Origin of the sequence: Catenuloplanes indicus (genome assembly GCF_030813715.1) — a bacterium.
In the GTDB taxonomy this organism is placed as follows: Bacteria; Actinomycetota; Actinomycetes; order Mycobacteriales; family Micromonosporaceae; genus Catenuloplanes; species Catenuloplanes indicus.
The window spans coordinates 4,072,261-4,091,910 of the sequence record NZ_JAUSUZ010000001.1 but is presented as its reverse complement, the minus strand read 5'-3'; the positions used below and the strand labels follow the sequence as shown (position 1 = coordinate 4,091,910).

14 protein-coding genes are annotated in these 19,650 nt (G+C 72.4%); 7 read left to right on the top strand and 7 right to left on the bottom strand.

Annotated features, from left to right (window positions below):
- Positions 1 to 17: 17 nt before the first annotated feature.
- The 4 genes from ppc to mfd form a co-directional block, all read right to left on the bottom strand.
- The gene (gene ppc / locus J2S42_RS18375) at positions 18 to 2,726 is read right to left on the bottom strand and encodes a phosphoenolpyruvate carboxylase (RefSeq protein WP_307248833.1); all 2,709 of its coding nucleotides are present in this window, start codon (positions 2,724 to 2,726) and stop codon (positions 18 to 20) included.
- A 738-nt stretch (positions 2,727 to 3,464) separates the two neighbouring features.
- Positions 3,465 to 4,634, bottom strand: a complete 1,170-nt coding sequence (locus J2S42_RS18370) for a nucleoside triphosphate pyrophosphohydrolase (RefSeq protein ID WP_307240795.1) — start codon at positions 4,632 to 4,634, stop codon at positions 3,465 to 3,467.
- A 23-nt stretch (positions 4,635 to 4,657) separates the two neighbouring features.
- Positions 4,658 to 5,398, bottom strand: coding sequence for a hypothetical protein (locus J2S42_RS18365; protein WP_307240793.1), 741 nt, complete (start codon positions 5,396 to 5,398; stop codon positions 4,658 to 4,660).
- 34 nt (positions 5,399 to 5,432) lie between these two features.
- Positions 5,433 to 9,041 carry a transcription-repair coupling factor gene (mfd, locus tag J2S42_RS18360; RefSeq protein WP_307240791.1) on the bottom strand — a complete coding sequence of 1,203 codons (3,609 nt, stop codon included), beginning with the start codon at positions 9,039 to 9,041 and terminating at the stop codon, positions 5,433 to 5,435.
- A gap of 308 nt (positions 9,042 to 9,349) precedes the next feature.
- Here mfd and J2S42_RS18355 point away from each other — a divergent pair, with 308 nt between their 5' ends.
- Together J2S42_RS18355 and J2S42_RS18350 are read left to right on the top strand one after the other, a co-directional pair.
- Complete coding sequence (locus J2S42_RS18355; protein ID WP_307240789.1) at positions 9,350 to 11,251, top strand: enoyl-CoA hydratase-related protein; 1,902 nt, start codon at positions 9,350 to 9,352, stop codon at positions 11,249 to 11,251.
- 140 nt (positions 11,252 to 11,391) lie between these two features.
- A complete protein-coding gene (locus J2S42_RS18350) occupies positions 11,392 to 12,999 on the top strand; it encodes a DUF885 domain-containing protein (protein ID WP_307240787.1) in 1,608 nt (535 codons plus the stop codon).
- A gap of 289 nt (positions 13,000 to 13,288) precedes the next feature.
- Here the strand turns inward: J2S42_RS18350 and J2S42_RS18345 are convergent, their stop codons facing one another.
- Positions 13,289 to 13,921 carry a flagellar brake domain-containing protein gene (locus J2S42_RS18345; protein ID WP_307240785.1) on the bottom strand — a complete coding sequence of 211 codons (633 nt, stop codon included), beginning with the start codon at positions 13,919 to 13,921 and terminating at the stop codon, positions 13,289 to 13,291.
- Positions 13,922 to 14,127: 206 nt separating this feature from the next.
- Here J2S42_RS18345 and eno point away from each other — a divergent pair, with 206 nt between their 5' ends.
- From eno to J2S42_RS18330, 3 genes are all read left to right on the top strand, one after another.
- Complete coding sequence (gene eno / locus J2S42_RS18340; RefSeq protein ID WP_307240783.1) at positions 14,128 to 15,414, top strand: phosphopyruvate hydratase; 1,287 nt, start codon at positions 14,128 to 14,130, stop codon at positions 15,412 to 15,414.
- A gap of 183 nt (positions 15,415 to 15,597) precedes the next feature.
- Positions 15,598 to 16,209, top strand: a complete 612-nt coding sequence (locus J2S42_RS18335; RefSeq protein WP_307240781.1) for an FtsB family cell division protein — start codon at positions 15,598 to 15,600, stop codon at positions 16,207 to 16,209.
- Positions 16,210 to 16,743, top strand: coding sequence for a DUF501 domain-containing protein (locus tag J2S42_RS18330; protein WP_307240779.1), 534 nt, complete (start codon positions 16,210 to 16,212; stop codon positions 16,741 to 16,743).
- Here the strand turns inward: J2S42_RS18330 and J2S42_RS18325 are convergent.
- Positions 16,726 to 17,286: a hypothetical protein gene (locus J2S42_RS18325; RefSeq protein ID WP_307240777.1), complete on the bottom strand. Its 561-nt coding sequence runs from the start codon at positions 17,284 to 17,286 to the stop codon at positions 16,726 to 16,728. The two genes, J2S42_RS18330 and J2S42_RS18325, sit on opposite strands and share 18 nt — an antisense overlap.
- A 67-nt stretch (positions 17,287 to 17,353) precedes the next feature.
- Between J2S42_RS18325 and J2S42_RS18320 the strand changes: the two genes are divergently transcribed.
- Both J2S42_RS18320 and J2S42_RS18315 read left to right on the top strand, forming a co-directional pair.
- Positions 17,354 to 17,869, top strand: a complete 516-nt coding sequence (locus J2S42_RS18320; RefSeq protein WP_307240775.1) for an amino-acid N-acetyltransferase — start codon at positions 17,354 to 17,356, stop codon at positions 17,867 to 17,869.
- Between the two features lie 4 nt (positions 17,870 to 17,873).
- Entirely contained in the window at positions 17,874 to 18,806 is a 933-nt protein-coding gene (locus J2S42_RS18315; RefSeq protein WP_307240773.1) for a Ppx/GppA phosphatase family protein, read from the top strand.
- On the opposite strand, the gene J2S42_RS18310 is transcribed toward J2S42_RS18315, so the two are convergent.
- Positions 18,799 to 19,623 (bottom strand): SDR family NAD(P)-dependent oxidoreductase, encoded by an 825-nt coding sequence (locus tag J2S42_RS18310; protein WP_307240772.1) that lies wholly within the window; start codon positions 19,621 to 19,623, stop codon positions 18,799 to 18,801. The two genes, J2S42_RS18315 and J2S42_RS18310, sit on opposite strands and share 8 nt — an antisense overlap.
- Positions 19,624 to 19,650: the final 27 nt, after the last annotated feature.

The window sequence follows — 19,650 nt, the reverse complement described above, 5'->3', positions numbered from 1 at the left end:
GGATGATCCTGATCTTGTCAGCCGGTGTTGCGCATGCCGGCCGCGATGCCGTTGACCGTGGTCAGCAGCGCGCGCTCCAGCGTGGTGGCGTCGCTGTAGCCGCGGCGCGCACCGGGCACGGCCTGACCCGAGCCGGCGTCACGGTACTGCCGGAGCAGCGCGACCTGGAGGTGGTGCAGCGGCTCAAGGTAGGTGTCGCGCACCCCGAGCGTGCGGGCCAGCACCGGGTTGCCCTCCAGCAGCCCGGTCTCGCCGGTGATCGCGAGGACCTCGCGCACGGTCCGCGCGTACTCCTCCTCGATCGTGGCGAATATCGGCTGCAGCTCCTCCGGGACCAGCGTCTCCACGTACCGCCGGGCGATCTTCAGGTCGGTCTTGGTCAACATCATCTCGACGTTGGACAGGAACGTCCGGAAGAACTGCCAGTCCGACCACATCTCGTCGAGCACGTCGCCGAGCCCGGCCTCGCGCGCCGCGGCCAGACCGGTGCCGACGCCGAACCAGCCGGGGACGATCTGCCGGCTCTGCGTCCAGCCGAAGACCCACGGGATCGCCCGCAGCCCGCCGAGGCCGGCGTCCGCGTTCGGCCGCTTGGCCGGGCGGGAGCCGATGTTCAGCGCGCCGAGCAGCTCGGTCGGCGTGGACGCCCAGAAGTACGCGGGCAGGTCCGGGTTCTCCACCAGCCGCCGGTACGCGGCGAACGCGGCGGCCGAGGCGGTGTCCATCGCGCCGTCCCAGCGCTCCAGGCTCTCGTCCGGCACCCGCGGCTTGGTGTGCAGCAGCGTGGCCTGGAGCACCGCGGCCACGGTCAGCTCCAGGTTCTCCCGGGCCAGCGCGGGCAGCGTGTACTTGTCGGAGATGACCTCGCCCTGCTCGGTCACCTTGATCGCGCCGTCCAGCGTGCCGTACGGCTGGGCCAGGATCGCCTCGTGCGTGGGGCCGCCGCCGCGGCCGACCGTGCCGCCGCGGCCGTGGAAGAGCCGCAGCCGGACACCGTGCCGCGCGGCCACGTCGCGCAGCGCGCGCTGCGCCTTGTGGATCTCCCACTGCGAGGTGGTGATCCCGCCCTCCTTGTTGGAGTCCGAGTAGCCGAGCATGATCTCCTGCACGTCGCCGCGCGCCTTCACGATCGCCCGGTAGGCCGGCAGCGACAGCAGCTCGTCCAGCATCCGGCCGCCGGAGCTCAGCTCGGCGGGCGTCTCCAGCAGCGGCACGATGTTGATCCGGGCGCGCTTGGAGTGCACGTCGATCAGGCCGGCCTCGCGGGCCAGAACCGCGGCTGCGAGCACGTCGTCCGGCCCGAGCGTCATCGAGATGATGTACGTCTCGACCACGTCGTCGCCGAACCGCTCCTGCGCGGCCCGGATCGTGCCGAACACGTCGAACGTCTTGCGTGCCGCGTCGGTCAGCGGCGTGTCCGCGCTGGACAGCGGCCGCCGCCCGGTCAGCTCCTGGGCCAACAGCTCGGTGCGCTGCGCGCGGGTCAGCGTGGTGTAGTCGCCGACCTCGCCGACCTGCCCGTACATCTGGGCCAGCACCGCGTGGTGCGCCTCCGCGTGCTCGCGCACGTCCATCGTGGCCAGGTGCATGCCGAACGCGGACACGCTGCGGATCGTGGAGGACAGCCGGCCGACCGCGGTGAGCTGGCCGGAGTTGCGGGCCAGCGACGCGCGGATCAGCTCCAGGTCGGCGATCAGCTCCTCGGTGCCGAGGTAGTCGCGGCCCGGCACGTGCGGCGTGCTCTGCGACAGGCGCTTCCGGGTGTTCGCCAGCTTCGCCTTGATGCAGCGGATCTTCAGCCGGTACGGCTCCTCCGCGTTCACCCGGCGGAACCGCGGCGCCACCTCGGGCAGCGCGTCCAGGTCCTTGGCCAGGCTGGCGGAGAGGTCGAGCGAGACGCCGCGCAGCCGGCGGGAGACCGAGATCTCGGTGATCAGCTTGTCCATCGCGGCCTCGGTGGCCTGGATGCCGTGCTCGTGCTGGATGATCAGCACGTCCCGGGTGACGGCGGGCGTGACGAACGGGTTGCCGTCCCGGTCGCCGCCGATCCAGGTGCCGAACGTGATCGGCCGTGCGGTCGGCGACGTCTCCACGCCCAGTGAGCGCAGCGTCTCGGCCAGGTCGTCGAGCACCTGCGGCGCCGCGTCCGCGTAGAGGTCCTTCAGGTAGAAGACCGCGTTGCGCGCCTCGTCCGTCGGGTCCGGCCGGTCCAGGCGCAGCTCGTCGGTCTGCCAGATCAGGTCGATCAGCTCGGCCAGCCGGCGGGACGCGGGACCGTTGTCCGTCGCGCCGTAGAGCACCGCGGCGGCCTGCTCCGCGTCCAGCTGGTCGGCGAGCGCGCGCAGCTTGGTCAGCACGGACCGGCGGGACGCCTCGGTCGGGTGTGCGGTGAACACCGGCCGGATCGCGAGCCGGCGGGCCGCGGTGGCGATCTCGTCCGCTGGGACACCGGCCTCCGCGATCAGCTTCGCCGCCTGGTCCAGCCAGCCGCCCTGGGTGGCGCGCTGGCGGCGCAGGTCACGCGAGCGGTGCACCTGCTCGGTGATGTTCGCCAGGTGGAAGTAGGTGGAGAACGCGCGGGCCAGCTGGGTGCCGGTGGTGACCTCCATGGCGGCCAGCCGGGCGGCCGCCGCGTCCGCGTCCGTGCGCACCTGCGCGCGGATCTCCTCGACCAGGTCGAGCAGCGGCTTGCCCTCCTGCCGCGCCAGGGTCTGCCCCAGCAGCATGCCGAGCCGGCGGATATCGGCGCGGAGTGCGGCGTCCGGACCGTCGTGGTCGCTGTGCCCTGCACCGGAAAGCTGTTCGGTCACAGAAAGCGCTCCTTCCCTGCGAACGAAGGACAGCGCTGTCCGACTTGTGCGCGATCGTATCGGCGACGCGTAGCGCTGTGGTCACCGTGGTGAGCCTTGTCTCAAGCTGTGGTCCCGACGACCACCCTATGCGAGGCCGTGGCGGCGTCGTGGCGTTCCTGCCCCTCGATCAGCGTCACCTCGCTCGCGATCGCCGCTCGGCCGCCCGTGTCGCGCATATCAAGACTAGTTTTCCTATATCGGCATCGTCCCTCGTCGAGGGCCTCGACGTGCGCTCCCGCTCAGTGCGTGGGTGCCCGCTCCGGGCGTTCCACGCCCGAGATTCTCTCCACTGCGGCGTGCAGCTCACCGCGCCCGGCTGCGCTGTCGCGGCGGGCGTCGGCGGTGCGCCGCGTGGGGAGCTCTGCCCGTCACTGGGCGGGGTGTCGAGCGGGCCCCGGATCAGGCGCGGAGGAGCGCCGGCGGCGACCGGTGCCCTGGGCCACTCGGCCGGGGAACTGAACCCGGCCGGCTCGCGCGCCCGCTGGCCGGCACGGATGCCTTCCTGACTGGCTCGGGCGGGTAGGGCGCGGGCGGACGTTCCTGCGGGCCCGGGCCGGAGCGCATGATCGACTTAGTCCGAGCGGCATTGTGGCCGGAAGCGGAAATATCGGTTCATCTCCGTTCTTGCTCTGCGGCGCGGATGGCCTCGGCGTGGGTCAGGGCGGCGCGGCGCAGCGCGGCCTCGGCGTCGAGACCGTCCGCGCGGGCCGCGGCGACCCGCCGCAGCAGCTCAACACCAAGATCATCAGAGGCGTCCGGCACCGGTACGGCGACGCCCGCGCGCTCGGCCCGCTGGAGGATCTTGGCGGCGAGCGAGAGCGCGGGCTGGGAGAGTGCGATGCCGTCCATCGCGGAGTCGCGGGACTTCTCCGCGCGCTTGATCTGCTCCCAGTTCTCGATGATCTCGTCGACGCCGCTGACCTCGGTGTCCGCGAACACGTGCGGGTTGCGGCGGATCATCTTCTCGACCAGCGTGCCGGCCACGTCGTCGACGGTCCAGCGTGCGTCGTCGGGCAGCTCCTCGGCCAGGCGTGCGTGCAGCACCACCTGGAGCAGCACGTCGCCGAGTTCCTCGCGCAGCGTCTCCAGGTCACCGGTCTCGATCGCGTCGTAGGCCTCGTAGGCTTCCTCCAGCAGGTACTGCGCGAGCGTGGCGTGCGTCTGCTGGCGCTTCCACGGGTCGCCGCCGGGGGAGACCAGCCGGTCGATCACGGTCACCGCGTCCAGCAGCCGCGCGCCCGGTGGGTCCCACGAGCCGTAGCGCAGCTCCAGCTCGGCCAGGCCGGGCTCGCGCGCCAGCCGCAGTCCCAGCGTGCGTGCCATGTCCTGGTCACCGGCCGGCCCGGCCAGCCACACCACGGTGCCGTGCTCGACCGCGGCGGCCAGCACGGCCTCCGCGACCGGCACGGCATGACGGCCGGGCGCGGCCGAGAGTTCCGGCGCGGCGGCGGACACCGGCGTCCCGGCTGGTCCCGGCGTGGCGGCGAAGTCCCGTCCGGCGGTGACCGCCGCGGCACCAGCTGCCCCCGGCGGGTCAGCGGCTCCGGGCGTGGTGCCGGCCTCCAGTGCGCCGGTGGGCCCCGGCGTGCTGGCCGGTTCCGGCGTGACGGCGGCGTCCGGTGCCAGCACGGTGACGTTCGCGCCGGCCGTGCGCAGTGCGTGGACCTGGGCGTTCTCCTCGGAGGCGAGCACCGGGTGGTTGCGGACGAGGTCCCAGGCGTCGGCGGTCAGCAGGCCCGCGGGCAGGCGCGGTGAGGTGACGAGCAGGACGATCTGCGGCATGCCGACCAGCATGCCGCAGGGGATCAGCCGGTCGTGACGACGGTCCGGCCGGACAGGTACGGCATCCGGTACGGGAACGACTGGTTGTTGGCCGACGCGATCATGGGCACGCCGACCGGCAGGTACTTAGGGTTGACCACCGCGCCGGCCTTCTCCGCCTCGTCGCGCAGCAGGTCCGCGACGGACAGCGGGAGGCTGGCGAACTCGCCGCCGCCGAACTGCTCACGGACCACCGGCACGGACAGCCCGGGGTCGATCGCGTGCGCGTCGACCAGCGCGTCGTACACGGTCATCATCCGCTCGTCGGTGACCTCGGCGGGCGTGACGTCGTCCTGGAGCGCGCCGTAGAGCTGGTACCACTCGCTGTAGAGCGTGACGTAGCGCGTCTCGGCCGGCACGCCGAGCACGGACTCGACCAGCTCGGCCGGCACCTCGGGGCCGGTGGGGGTCAGGTCGCGTGCCTCCGCGGCGCGGCGGCCGAGGTCGAGCGTGAGCAGCAGGTCGACCACGTGCCGCCGGGTGATCGGCAGGCTGGGCCGTTCCAGCTGCTCGCCGGGTTCGCCGGGCGCGACGGACGCGCCCGCGACCAGCGTGGCCTGGTCGGCGTCGAACGCGGCGCGCGCGTCCTCGAAGATCGCGTCCACGGTGCGCTGGGTGAACGTCGTGTCGCCGACGTAGGCGGCCACGGCCGGGCTCTGCTGGGCGCAGCCGGTGAGGGCGAGCGCCACCGCTCCGACGAAAGCCACATAACGGGCAGGTCGCATAGAGATCACTCTATCATGTGACGAGCCGATCACTCTACGACGCGCCGACGGTGACCGGCTCGCCCAGCACGTCCTTGAGCAGCTGCGCGCACCAGTCCAGCAGCGCCTGGTCGCGGACCGGCTCGCCACCGATCCGCCGGGTCATCGGCCGCGGCACGCTCACCTGGTCGGTCGCGTGCTTGTAGACCGAGTCCGGGTGGTATCGCTTGAGCCGCATCTGCTTCGAGTCCGGCAGCGACAGCGGCGCGAACCGCACATGCTTGCCCTGCAACGTCACCTCGGTCAGCCCGTACGCCTTCGCGACCAGCCGGAACCGCGCCACCGCCAGCAGGTTCTGCACCGGGGCCGGCGGCTCGCCGTACCGGTCGGTCATCTCCGCGACGATCTCCTTGAGCGCCGCCTCGTCCCGCGCCTCGGCCAGCTTGCGGTACATCTCCAGGCGGAGCCGCTCCACGCCGATGTAGTCGTGCGGCAGGTGCGCGTCCACCGGCAGGTCGATCTTGACCTCCTGGACCTCCTCCGGCCGCTCGCCCTTGAACTGCTGTACCGCCTCGCCGACCATCCGCACGTAGAGGTCGAAGCCGACGCCCTCGATGTGCCCGGACTGCTCGCCGCCGAGCAGATTGCCGGCGCCGCGGATCTCCAGGTCCTTCATCGCCACGTACATGCCGGCGCCCAGCTCGGTGTGCTGCGCGATGGTGGCCAGCCGCTCGTGCGCGTGCTCGGTCAGTGGCTTCTCCCGCGGGTAGAGGAAGTACGCGTACGCCCGCTCCCGGCCGCGGCCCACCCGGCCGCGGATCTGGTGCAGCTGGGCCAGGCCGAGCAGGTCGGCGCGCTCCACGATCAACGTGTTCGCGTTCGGGATGTCGATGCCGGACTCGACGATCGTGGTGCAGACCAGGACGTCGAACTCCTTCTCCCAGAAGCCGACCATGACCCGCTCCAGCGCCTCCTCGGACATCTGCCCGTGCGCCACCGCGACCCGTGCCTCCGGCACCAGCTCGCGCAGCTTCCGCGCGGCCCGGTCGATCGACTCGACCCGGTTGTGCAGGTAGAACACCTGGCCGTCGCGCAGCAGCTCACGGTGGATGGTGGCGGCGATCTGCTTCTCGTCGGACGGGCCGACGAACGTGAGCACCGGATGCCGCTCCTCCGGCGGCGTGGCGATGGTGGACATCTCCCGGATGCCGGTGATCGCCATCTCCAGCGTGCGCGGGATCGGCGTGGCCGACATGGTCAGCACGTCCACGCTGGCCCGCAGCGTCTTCAGGTGCTCCTTGTGCTCGACGCCGAAACGCTGCTCCTCGTCCACGATGACCAGGCCGAGCTGCTTGAACCGGGCCGCGGCGGAGAGCAGCCGGTGGGTACCGATCACGATGTCCGCGGTGCCCTCCGCGGCCATGCTCAGCGTCTGCTCCGCTTCCTTCGGCGTCTGGAACCGGGACAGCTGCCGGATCTCCACCGGGAACTGCGACATCCGCTCCGCGAACGTGTTGTAGTGCTGCTGGGCCAGCAGCGTGGTCGGCACCAGCACGGCCACCTGCTTGCCGTCCTGCACCGCCTTGAACGCGGCCCGAACCGCGATCTCGGTCTTGCCGTAGCCGACGTCGCCGCAGATCAGCCGGTCCATCGGGACCTGCTGCATCATGTCGTGCTTGACCTCTTCGATCGCGGCCAGCTGGTCCGGCGTCTCCTGGTACGGGAACGCGTCCTCCAGCTCGCGCTGCCAGGGCGTGTCCGGCCCGAACGCGTGGCCGCGCTGCGCCTGGCGGGCCGCGTACAGCTGGATCAGCGACGCGGCGATCTCCTTGACCGCCTTCTTCGCCCGCGCCTTCGCCTTCTGCCAGTCACTGCCGCCCATCTTGTGCAGCGTGGGCGCCTCGCCGCCGACGTAGCGGGACAGCTGATCGAGCTGGTCGGTCGGCACGAACAGCCGGTCGCCGGGCTGCCCCTTCTTGGCCGGGGCGTACTCGATCACGAGGTACTCGCGGTCGGCGCCGTTGACCTTCCGCTGGACCAGCTCCACGTACCGCCCGATGCCGTGCTGCTCGTGCACCACGTGGTCGCCGGCCTTCAGCTCCAGCGGATCGATCGTGTTGCGGCGGCGGGACGGCATCTTGCCCATCGCCTTGGTGGTCGCGCCCCGGCCACCGGTCACGTCGTTGCCGGTCACCACCGCGATCCGGGCGCGCTCGTCGACGAAGCCGTGGTTCAGTCCGCCGCAGACGATGGTGATCTGCCCGGCGGCCGGCGCGGTCTCCAGCCCGTCGGCCATGATCGTGCCGAGGCCGGCGTCGCGCAGCACCTCGGCCGCGCGGTTGGCCGGGCCGTTCGCCTCGAAGACCAGCACCACCGACCAGCCGTCGCCGGACCAGCGCTTCAGGTCGTCGACCAGCCGACCGGTCTCGCCGTGATAGAGCGGCGCGGCCTGCGCGGCCAGCGCGATGTCGTCGCCGGCGTCCGGCGTGACCTCGGTCCGCACCTCGTCTTCCCAGGGCGCGGTCTCCGCCGTCGTGGAGTCGAGCCCGAACGGCGACACCGACCACCACGGCTGACCGAGCCGCGCCGCTTCCGCGCGCACCTCGGACAGGCTGCGGAAGGCCGCCGCGCCGACGTCGACCGGAGCCTCGCCACCGACCGCGGCCGCAGCCCAGCTGGCCTGCAAGAACTCCTCGCTGGTACGGACCAGGTCATGCGCCCGGGTGCGGATGCGCTCCGGGTCGCAGAGCAGCACGTGCGTGTCCCGCGGCATGCAGTCCAGCAGCAGCTCCATGCTGTCCGTGCCGTCCAGCAGCGCCGGGGCCAGCGACTCCATGCCCTCCACCGGGATGCCCTCGGCCAGCTTGGACAGGATCTCGCCCAGCTCCGGGTGGGCGGCGGCCAGCGCGGCGGCGCGCTCCCGCACGTGCGGCGTGAGCAGCAGCTCCCGGCACGGCGGCGCGAACAGCTCGGCGGCCGGCTCGATGGTGCGCTGGTCGGCCACCGCGAACGTGCGGATCTCCTCGACCTCGTCGCCCCAGAACTCCACGCGTGACGGGTGCTCGTCGGTCGGCGGGAACACGTCCAGGATGCCGCCGCGCACCGCGAACTCGCCGCGCTTGGTGACCAGGTCGACCCGCGCGTACGCCAGGTCGACCAGCCGCTCGACGGTCTCCTCCAGACCGGCCTCGCCGCCCGGCCGCAGCACCACCGGCTCCAGATCGCCGAGGCCCTTGAGCTGCGGCTGGAGCACCGACCGGACCGGCGCGACCACGACCCGGACCGGGCCGGCCTCGCCCGGGTGCGCGAGCCGGCGCAGCACGGCCAGCCGCTTGCCGACCGTGTCCGACCGGGGGGAGAGGCGCTCGTGCGGCAGCGTCTCCCAGGCCGGGAACGCCACCACCTGCTCCGCCGGGATCAGGCAGCCGAGCGCGTCGACCAGGTCGTCCGCCTCGCGCGAGGTGGCGGTCACGGCCAGGACCGGGCGCCCGGCACCGCCGGACTTCACCGCGGCCGCGACGGTCGCCACGATGAACGGCCGCAGCGGCGCCGGCGCGGTCAGCCCCAGCTCGGCCGCCTCCGGCCCGCCGGTGCGGGCGAGATCGCGGGCGCGGGCCAGGCCACCGTCGGCGAGCGCGGCGGGAAGAAGGCCGGCGAGCTTCATTGCACATCCCCCGTAAGACAGCACGGCGTTTACCCCGCGCCCAGTCTGGACGGGGGGTACGACATCCAGACTACGCCGATCCCCGGCCCGTCCCGTGGATCAGCGGTGGGACGGGCGTCCGAGCGCGGGTCCGGAGTTCGGCTGAATCCGTTGGTGGCGGTGTCCCACCCGTCGCACCGGGTGTGCGGCCCGGCAGCTCGGAGCCCTTGCAAGGTCTCTCGGGCCGGGCCCCGATCACCCGGGAGACTTCGTCTCGAGGGGGATCACCGGCTGCACAACCCACCCCACCACGCAAGGAGGACCACACGGTGCGGGTACTGCTGCTCGTCTCCGCCTTCAACGGACTCAGCCAGCGCGTCTGGTGCACGCTCCGGGAGGCGGGACACGAGGTCGGTGTGCTGCTCGCGACCGGCGAACGGGACATGATCGAGGGCGTCCGCGGCGCGCGCCCGGACGTGATCCTCTGCCCGTTCCTGACGCACCGGGTGCCGGCCGAGATCTGGTCCGAGTGGCGCACGATCATCATTCACCCCGGCCCGGTCGGCGACCGTGGACCGTCCTCGCTCGACTGGGCGATCACCGAGGCGGAGCCGTACTGGGGCGTCACCGCGCTGCAGGCGGTGGCCGAGATGGACGCCGGGCCGATCTGGGCCACCCGGATCTTCCGGCTGGCCAGCGCCGCGCCGCGCAAGTCCGCGCTGTACAACGGCCCGGTCGCGGACGCGGCCGTCGCCTGCGTGCAGGAGGTGATGGCGAAGGCCGCCGACCCGGCGTTCCGGCCGGTACCGGCCGAGCGGATGCCGCACGAGGTGCCGAACGCGCGTCCGCGTCCGCTGATGCGCCAGTCCGACCGCGCGTTCGGATGGGACGAGGGCAGCGAGCGCATCATCCGGCGGATCCGGGCCGCGGACGGCGCACCGGGCGTACGCACCGAGGTGCTGGGCCTGCCGGTCTTCGCGTACGACGTGCATCCGGGCACCGCGGCCGGTGCGCCGCCGGGCACCGTGCTGTGCCGCCGGCAGGGCGCGGTCATGGTGGCGACCGGCGACGGCAGCGTGTGGCTCGGCCACCTGCGCCAGGCCGACCCGGAGCCGCGCACGGACGCGGCGGGCCCGGCCGGCACCTGGCCCCGGGGCATCAAGCTGCCGGCCGCGGTGGTCCTCGGCCGGCGGCTGCACGGCGTACCGCACGCGCCGTTGCCGTTGGGTTCGGAGGCGGAGGTGCCCGGTGCCTACCGGCAGATCAAATATCGGCGGACCGCGGACGTCGGCTGGCTCACGTTCGACTTCTACAACGGTGCGATGTCCACCGGGCAGTGCCGCCGGCTGCTCGGCGCGTTCCGGCACGCGGCCGGCCAGGACACCCGGGTGCTGGTGCTGCGCGGCAGCACGGAGGCGTTCAGCAACGGCATCCACCTGAACCAGATCACGGCCGCGACCGACCCGGCCGGTGCCGCCTGGGCCAATATCAAGGCGATCAACGCGGTCTGTACGGAGATCATCGAGTGCACCCGGCAGGTGGTGATCGCGGCCTACCCCGGCAACGCGGGCGCCGGCGGCGTGATGCTCGGCCTGGGCGCGGACGTCGTCGCCGGGCGCGAGGACATCGTGCTCAACCCCTATTACGACATCGGCCTGTACGGATCGGAGCTGCACACCTGGACGCTGCCGCGCCGGGTCGGAGTGGTCCGCGCGGAACGGCTGCTCACCGAGAAGCTACCGGTCAACGCCGGCCAGGCACGCGCGATCGGCCTGCTGGACGAGGTCGGGCCGCGGCACCCGGACGCGTTCGCGGACTGGCTCGCCGAGCTCGCCGCCCGATACGCCGAACCGCAGCTCAACCGCCGGATGCGCCACCGGAAGGCGCGGGCGCTCACGTCCGGCCGGCCGCTCGGCGTGCACGAGGTGCGCGAGCTGGCCGAGATGAGCCACGACATCTTCGACGACCGGTCCGGGTTCGCGGCGGCGCGGCACGCGTTCGTCCACAAGGTCCGTCCGACCGGCACGCCGGCCCGGCTGCTGCCCGGAACGCTCACCGAGGCCCTCCCGGCCGGCTCGAACGGCTCGGCCGGTAACGCGAAACGGCCGGTCCCGCCGCCGCCACCGGGCACCCAGAACCAGGGGAAGAACCGCTCGCACGTACGGCCGCGCTCGTCCGCCCCGGACACGCCGCAGTCGGTGCGCCCGGCCGTGCCCGCGCAGGCCGGCTGACCCGAAGACCCGAGGCCGGCCGGTACCGGTCAGGCCGGCCTCTCCGGCAGGCCTCGTGCGACGGGTGGTGCGTCGCACGAGGCCTGCCCCTCTGCCCGGGATACCGCATGAGCCGGGGTCCGGCGGTTAGATTGATCGTCATGTCGGATTTCGTGCCCGTGGCCGAGCGCATCGTCGACGCGATCCTCGCGAGTGAGCCGGTCACCGCCTTCTACGCCGGGGACCACACCCACGACGACCGCCTGCCGGACCATTCGGCCGGTGCGGTCACCGAACGCACCGCGATGCTGATCGACGCGGGCAACGCGCTGGCCCAGCTGGACGTGGACGGGCTCGACCCGGAGGACCAGGTCGACCACGCGATCCTGACCACCATGGTCGAGCGGCGGCTGCTGGAACTGACCGAGATCCGCGAGCACGAGTGGAACCCGCTGCTGCACAACCCCGGCCCGTTGCTGCACGGCCTGATGGCCCGCCGGTTCGCGCCGGTCGCGGCGCGGCTGGAGTCGCTGGCCGGCCGGCTCGCCGCGGTGCCGGACGCGGTCGCCACCGCGCGTGCGGTGCTGCACGACTGCCCGCGGGTGCACGTCGAGACCGCGGCCGGGCAGTTCGCCGGTGCGGCCGGCCTGATCCGCGACGAGCTGCCCACGCTGCTGGCCGAGGAACCGTCGCTGGCCGGCCGGATCACGCCGCTGGCCGCCCGTGCGGCCGAGGAACTGGACGGGTTCGCCGCCCACCTGCGCGGCCTGGACGCGGACGGCCGCTCGCCGCGGCTCGGCCGGCGGCAGTGGGAGGCGCGGCTCTGGCACACGCTGGACACCGAGCTGTCCGCGTCCGAGGTGCTACGCCGCGCCGAGGACAACCTGGAGCGGATCGGCGAGCGGATCCGCGAGACCGCGGCGGAGCTGACCGGCGGGCCGGCCACCGACGAGACCGTGCGCCGCGCGCTGGCCCAGCTGGCCGAGGAACGGCCGGACAACGACACGATAGTGGACTTCGCCCGGGTCACCATGGCCGAGACCACGGACTTCGTCCGCACGCACGGGATCGTCACCATCCCGGACGACGAGTGCGTGATCGAGGCGATGCCGGAGTTCGCGCGCGGCGTCAGCGTCGCCTACTGCGACCCGCCCGGCCCGATGGAGACCGCGGACGTGCCCACGTTCTACTGCATCGCACCGGCGCCCGCGGACTGGTCGCCGGAGCGGGTCGAGTCGCTCTACCGCGAGTACAACCACCACATGGTCCGCAACCTGACCGTGCACGAGGCGATGCCCGGCCACTTCGTCCAGCTCGCGCACGCCCGCCGCTACCGCGGCAACACCCGGGTTCGCTCGCTCGGCTGGTCCGACCCGTTCGTCGAGGGCTGGGCCGTGCACGCGGAGGAGTCCCTGGCCGACCACGGCTTCGGCGGCCTGCCGGTCCGCATGCAGCAGCTCAAGATGCAACTCCGAATGACCATGAACGCGGTGCTCGACCAGCTCGTCCACTGCGAGGACCTGTCCGAGACGGACGCGATGCGGATGATGACCGGCCGCGCGTTCCAGGAGGAGGGCGAGGCCGCCGGCAAGTGGCGCCGCCTGCTGCTCACCTCGACCCAGCTCTCCACCTACTTCGTCGGCTACACCGAGGTCTCCGCGATCGCCGCCGCCCGCCCACCGTCCGTCCCGCTCGGCACCTGGCACGACGCCATGCTCGCGCACGGCTCACCGTCCCCGCGCCACCTCCGTACGCTGCTGGGCGTCTGAGCCGCACTCCCGGCACCGTGCGGCCCGCCTGCTCCCACGGCGCTGAGTCATCCCATTCCGGTTTCCCGCTCCCGGCGTGGTGCGGCCCGCATGCTCCCGCGGGCAAACCCCGCCGGGCGCGAAGACTCCGCTGGCACTCCGCTTCCCGCCCGCCCCGGAGCCGGTCCCGCACAACACCGGACAAACCATGCAACCGTCGCCGCGCTCCCCATCCCGACGCGACGCAACACCCCTTCACCAGTCCACCACCGCGCTCCACACCCGCGGCGCGGCATATCGGACGAAGGGGTCAGGCGTGGTCGCGGGCGCGGGCGCGGGCCAGGCGCTGGAGGTTCATCACGTGCCGGCGGATGGCCTGGGCCTGGGACTCGTCGGCGTCGAGCATCAGGACGACCTGGACCTCGGAGGTGGCGGCCTGGTCGACGACGCGGTAGACAGTGCCGTGCAGCGTCATCTGCTCGGACTCGAGCAGAACGCGCAGCGAGACCTCGGCGCCCGCGGCGATGTCCAGGCGTTTGAAGACCGCCTTGATGCTGCGCTCGCTGACGTCGATGACCTCGCCGCGGTGCGGCTCGCCGTCCTCGCCGACGGTCAGCTCGACCGGTTCGCCGCCGCCGCCGCGGACGTACTCGCGGTTCTGCTCGATCGCCGGGCGGCCGGTGATCTCGACGACCCAGGTGCTGACGTGACCGTGCACGATCCGGGTGATCACGGCGTCGGCGGCGTAGCGGCCGCGTTCACCCGCGATCCAGCGGACCGTCAGCTCCATGCCGGGGTCGGGTACGTCGGTGACCAGCAGGTCCAGCGGCGCGGCCAGCGAGAGGAGCGCGCCGTCGAGATCCTCCACGCGGGAGCGGTACGTGCCGCCGCGCTTCACCGTGATCTCGACCCGCTCGTTGATGCCGGGGGAGGGAAAACTCACGTTCACCCATCGGTCTCCCGCGCGGCACCCTGAGGGTTTTCCCCGGCCTCGCACGCGGCGCCCCCGCCCGGATGGATAGGCTCAGCGTCGTGGTCGGCCGCAGGGTGGCGGCGATCGGGGGTTCGGCTCACAGGTCCCGCCGGCGGGCCGGCAGACACAGCCTGTACGCGGGCCGGCAATCACAACTCAAGGAGCGACACGACAAAATGGCCACCATCGAGGGAATTGTCGCCAGGGAGATTCTCGACTCGCGGGGCAACCCGACCGTCGAGGTCGAGGTCGGTCTGGACGACGGCACGATCGCGCGCGCCGCTGTCCCGTCCGGCGCCTCCACCGGCGCGTTCGAGGCGCTCGAGCTGCGTGACGGCGACGCCGGCCGCTACCTGGGCAAGGGCGTCGAGAAGGCGGTCGCGAACATCGAGGACCGCATCGTCGACCAGCTGCTCGGCTACGAGGCCAGTGAGCAGCGCCTGATCGACCAGAAGATGCTGGACATCGACGGCACCGCGGACAAGTCCGAGCTGGGCGCGAACGCGATCCTCGGCGTCTCGCTGGCGGTCGCCAAGGCCGCGGCGGCCTCGGCCGAGCTGAGCCTGTTCCGCTACCTCGGCGGGCCGAACGCGCACCTGCTGCCGGTGCCGATGATGAACATCCTGAACGGCGGCGCGCACGCGGACTCGAACGTCGACGTCCAGGAGTTCATGATCGCCCCGATCGGCGCGTCCACGTTCCGTGAGGCGCTGCGCTCGGGTGCGGAGGTCTACCACGCGCTCAAGTCCGTGCTGAAGAAGAAGGGCCTGGCGACCGGCCTGGGCGACGAGGGCGGCTTCGCGCCGAGCCTGCCGACCAACGCCGCCGCGCTGGACCTGATCGCCGAGGCGATCGAGAAGGCGGGCTACTCGCTCGGCACCGACTTCGCGCTGGCGCTGGACGTGGCCGCGACCGAGTTCTACAAGGACGGGGCGTACACGTTCGAGGGTGGCTCCAAGTCCTCCGACGAGATGATCAACTACTACGCGAAGCTGGTCGAGACGTACCCGATCGTCTCCATCGAGGACCCGCTGAACGAGGAGGACTGGGCCGGCTGGACCGCGATGACCGCGGCACTCGGTGACAAGATCCAGATCGTCGGCGACGACCTGTTCGTCACGAACCCGACGCGCCTGGGCCGCGGCGTGGCCGAGAAGGCCGCGAACGCGCTGCTGGTGAAGGTGAACCAGATCGGCTCGCTGACCGAGACGTTCGACGCGGTCGAGCTGGCCCACCGCAACGGTTTCAAGTCGATGATGAGCCACCGCTCCGGCGAGACCGAGGACACCACGATCGCGGACCTCGCGGTCGCGGTCGGTTCCGGCCAGATCAAGACCGGTGCCCCGGCCCGCTCCGAGCGCGTCGCGAAGTACAACCAGCTGCTGCGTATCGAGGAGGAGCTGGCGGACGCCGCGCGCTACGCCGGTGCCGGCGCGTTCCCGCGTTACAAGGCCGCCAAGTAACTCAGAGTCACGCGGTACCCACGTAGGTCGCAAGGGCCGGGGGCACTTTCCGCCAGGGGTTTGCAGTATCTGATCAAAAATCCCGTGGATTTGCCTCCGGCCCTCGCGCCCGTCATGGTTGCTTAGCGTGAGAATGGGTACGGCGGGGGCAGTGGGAGCTGATGTAGCGATGGAGCGGGTGTCGTGACGCAACGGCGATCGCCGGGCGGTCAGGGGCCTGCCCGCGGCGGGCACGGCACGCGGCCGACGCGCCGGGCCGGTTCGCCCGCCCGGAGCGCGCGTGGCGCCCGCACCGCGATCCGCGACGCCAGCATCGTCCGCGAGCCCCGGCCGACCGAGACCGGGCGTTCCGCCAGCCGTCCCGCGGCCGCCCGGCGCGCGGCGGCGGCCGGTGCCGCGAAGCGCACCACCGCCACCCAGCCCCGGCGCTACACCGGCCGGGCCGCGGTGCTGATCGTGGTGCTGATCGCGCTCGCGCTGGCGTACACGTACCCGGTGCGGCTCTATCTGTCGCAGGAGGCGGACATCGCCGCGATGGAGGCGTCCCAGGCCGAGCAGCGCGAACGGATCCGGGAACTCAGCGAGCTGGTGGACAAGTGGCAGGACGACGAGTACGTGCGGACCCAGGTCCGGAATCGTTTCTACTACGCCCACCCCGACGAGACGCTGCTGATCGTGATGAACCAGGATGCCGGTGCCGCCCCGGGTGGGGGCGGGATCCCGTCCGCGCCGTCCGAGACGCCCGACAAGTGGTACGACACGTTGTGGTCCAGCATCCAGGAAGCCAATAAATAAGTGACGCAGGAAATCCACCCGCCTCATCGGGAAGAAGCCACCGAGGCGGATCTCGCGGCCGTCGCCGCCCAGCTCGGCCGCACGCCCCGCGGCACCCGCGCGGTCGCGCACCGCTGCCCGTGCGGCAACCCGGACGTCGTGGAGACCACGCCCCGGCTCGCGGACGGCACGCCGTTCCCGACGCTCTTCTACCTGACCTGCCCGCGCGCGACCAGCGCGATCAGCCGGCTGGAGTCGGCCGGCGTGATGAAGGAGATGTCCGCGCGCCTGGCCGAGGACGAGGACCTGGCCGCGCGCTACCGGGCCGCGCACGAGGACTACCTGAAGCGGCGCGAGGCGATCGGCGACGTGCCGGAGATCGCCGGTGTCTCGGCCGGTGGCATGCCCGGCCGGGTCAAGTGCCTGCACGTGCACCTCGGCCACGCGCTCGGTGCCGGCCCGGGCGTCAACCCGTTCGGCGACGAGGCCGCCGAGATGATCGGCCCGTGGTGGACCGACGGGCCGTGCGTGGCGCCGTCACAGAGCGACGAGTGACGCGTCCGCCGACTCGGCCAGCCGGGTCAGCTCCAGAGTGATCTCACCGTCGCCGCGGAACGACGCCAGTATGCCGTCCTCGGTGACGCAGACGGTGAAGTCCGACATGCCGTGCACGTCCGCGCAGAGCGTCTCCCGCCCGGCGAACGTCGCGGTCGAGACGGCCACGTCCACGCCCGGCAGGTGGGCCGCCGCGGAGACCATCGCGCGCACCTGCTCCGTCGTCACTATCCCGGTGCCGCCGGGTGCGTCCGCCGCGCCCGGCGGCCGCGAGCAGGTGCCGTCCTCGCACAGCGTCACGCCGTCCGGCCCGACCACCAGGCGGTCGTCGCCACTGATCGTGGCCGTCCGCGGCGGCGCGCTCACCACGGTGGCCATCTCACCGGTGCCGAGCGCGTAGACCGCGGTGTACGTCTCCGCGGACGCCTGACCGAGCCGGTCGAGCACCTCGGTCAGTCCGCGGCCACCGGCGCCGGTGGCCTGCGCGGCGCAGCCGGTCAGTGCCAGCACGGCGACGGCGGCGACGGCCGGGGCGCGGGTCATGTCTACGAGGATGCGGTATCGGTGCCGGTCGCCGGGTCGGTCGGACGGAGCCAGTAGGGTTGGCCGTATGGATGTTGCGGTACGCCGCGCCCGGACCGCCGACGTACGCCGCATCCGGGCCTTGATCGACACGTACAGCGGCGAGCGGCGCCTCCTCAGCAAGCCCACGGTCACGCTGTACGAGGACGTACAGGAGTTCTGGGTCGCGGAGCGGCTGGCCGACGGCGCGATCGTCGGCTGCGGTGCGCTGCACGTGATGTGGGAGGACCTGGCCGAGATCCGCACGCTCGCGGTCGACCCGGCGTGCCGCGGCCAGAAGATCGGCCACCGGATCGTCACCGAGCTGCTCAACACCGCGCGCGACCTGGGCGTCTCCCGGGTCTTCTGCCTGACGTTCGAGACCGGGTTCTTCGCCTCGTTCGGGTTCCGGGCGATCGACGGCGCGCCGGTGCCGTCCCCGGTCTACGAGCAGCTGCTGAGCTCCTACGACGAGGGTGTCGCGGAGTTCCTCGGCCTGGAGCGGGTCAAGCCGAACACCCTGGGCAACACCCGGATGCTGGTGCACCTGTCCGACGTAGGCTGAGCCCATGGCACGCGTAGCCGCGATCGACTGCGGTACCAACAGCATCCGTCTCCTGATCGCCGACCTTCCGGCGTCGTACGCGGGCCCCGGCGCCCAGCTGCTCGACGTCACCCGGCGGATGGAGATCGTCCGGCTCGGCGAGGGCGTCGACCGGACCGGCCGCCTCTCGCCCGCCGCGATCGAGCGCACCCGGGTCGCGCTGGCCGGTTACGCGGCCGCGATCGCGGAGTTCGGCGCGGACCGGGTGCGGATGGTCGCCACGTCCGCCAGCCGCGACGCGGAGAACGCGGACGAGTTCCGCGCCATGGTCACCGAGACGCTCGGCACGCCGCCCGAGGTGGTCACCGGAGACGAGGAGGCGCACCTCTCCTTCACCGGCGCGGTGCACGGCCTGCCGCCCGGCGCGCACGCACCGTACCTGGTGGTGGACATCGGCGGCGGCTCCACCGAGTTCGTGGTCGGCGGCCGCCAGGTGGACGCGGCCATCTCGGTGGACATCGGCTGCGTCCGGATGACCGAGCGCCACCTGCACGGCGACCCGCCCACGGCCGCGGAGATCGAGGCGGCCCAGGCGGACATCACGGCCCAGGTCGACCGCGCGCTCGCCGCCGTGCCCGGCCGGGACGCGAAGACGCTGGTCGGCCTGGCCGGTTCGGTCACCACCGTGGTCGCGATCGCGCGCGGTCTCACCGAGTACGACCCGGCCCGGATCCACCACGCGCGCCTCACCTACGACGAGGTCGCCAAGGTCACCGCGGACATGCTCGCCGCCACCCGCGCGGAGCGCCTGGCGATTCCGGTCATGCACCCGGGCCGCGCGGACGTGATCGGCGCCGGTGCCATGGTGCTCCGCACCATCATGGAACGCGCCGAGATCTCCTCCGTCGTCGCCAGCGAGCACGACATTCTCGACGGCATCGCGTGGAGTCTCAACTGAGCCGTCGGACCGCGTTCTCCGAGGTGGTCCAGAGCCGTGCGGCGATGTCCGGGTTGAACGTCGTGCCGCGCAGCCGCTGCGGTTTCCCGCCGGCATAGAGGCTGCCGTTGCGCAGATCGGCCACCGGAGTGGTGATCAGCGGAGCCATGCCGGCGGCGGACCGCTCCGGGCTGATCAGGAACGGCGCGTACCGGAAGACGTACGCGAACGGCGTGCCCTCGCCTACGTTCGTGCGGACCAGGCCGGGGTGGAAGCTCACGCTGAGAATGTCCGGCCAGCGCCGCGCCGCCTCCATGGCGAACAGGATGTTCGCGGCCTTCGTCATCTGGTATACCGGCACGCCGTGGTAGCGCGCGGCCGGCGTGTTCAGGTCGTCCGGGTCGATCCGGGCGTTGAGCGCCGGCCGTACCGAGGTGTTGATGATCCGGCCACCGCGCAGCCGCTCCCGCAGCAGGTTGCTGAGCAGGAAGTGCGCCAGGTGGTTCGCCTGGACCGTCGCCTCGTTCCCGTCCTCGGTGAGCCGGTGCGACGGCACGTGCATGCCCGCGTTGTTGACCAGCACATCGATCCTCGGGTACGTGTCCAGCAGGTGTGCCGCCAGGTTCCGCACCTCGGTGAGCCGCTCGAAGTCGGCCAGGAACCGTCCCGGCTCACGCCCGTGCCCGGCCGCCCGTACCCGGTCCACCGCCGCCGCCAGCCGCCGCTCGGTGCGGCCGATCAGCACCACCCGGGACCCGCGCACCGCCGCCTGCTCGGCCGCGGCGAGCCCGATACCGGAGCTGGCGCCGGTGACGACTACTACTTCATGATCTTGCATGTACTCATTCCAGCAGCGGCGCGGCGT

Bases quoted from the DNA above. Each gene is read 5' to 3' on its own strand.
- ppc (WP_307248833.1), bottom strand. From the start codon at position 2,726: ATGCTGCTGGGGCAGACCCTGGCGCGGCAGGAGGGCAAGCCGCTGCTC.
- J2S42_RS18370 (WP_307240795.1), bottom strand. From the start codon at position 4,634: ATGCCGCAGATCGTCCTGCTCGTCACCTCACCGCGCCTGCCCGCGGGC.
- J2S42_RS18365 (WP_307240793.1), bottom strand. From the start codon at position 5,398: ATGCGACCTGCCCGTTATGTGGCTTTCGTCGGAGCGGTGGCGCTCGCC.
- mfd (WP_307240791.1), bottom strand. From the start codon at position 9,041: ATGAAGCTCGCCGGCCTTCTTCCCGCCGCGCTCGCCGACGGTGGCCTG.
- J2S42_RS18350 (WP_307240787.1), top strand. From the start codon at position 11,392: ATGTCGGATTTCGTGCCCGTGGCCGAGCGCATCGTCGACGCGATCCTC.
- eno (WP_307240783.1), top strand. From the start codon at position 14,128: ATGGCCACCATCGAGGGAATTGTCGCCAGGGAGATTCTCGACTCGCGG.
- J2S42_RS18325 (WP_307240777.1), bottom strand. From the start codon at position 17,286: ATGACCCGCGCCCCGGCCGTCGCCGCCGTCGCCGTGCTGGCACTGACC.
- J2S42_RS18320 (WP_307240775.1), top strand. From the start codon at position 17,354: ATGGATGTTGCGGTACGCCGCGCCCGGACCGCCGACGTACGCCGCATC.
- J2S42_RS18315 (WP_307240773.1), top strand. From the start codon at position 17,874: ATGGCACGCGTAGCCGCGATCGACTGCGGTACCAACAGCATCCGTCTC.
- J2S42_RS18310 (WP_307240772.1), bottom strand. From the start codon at position 19,623: ATGCAAGATCATGAAGTAGTAGTCGTCACCGGCGCCAGCTCCGGTATC.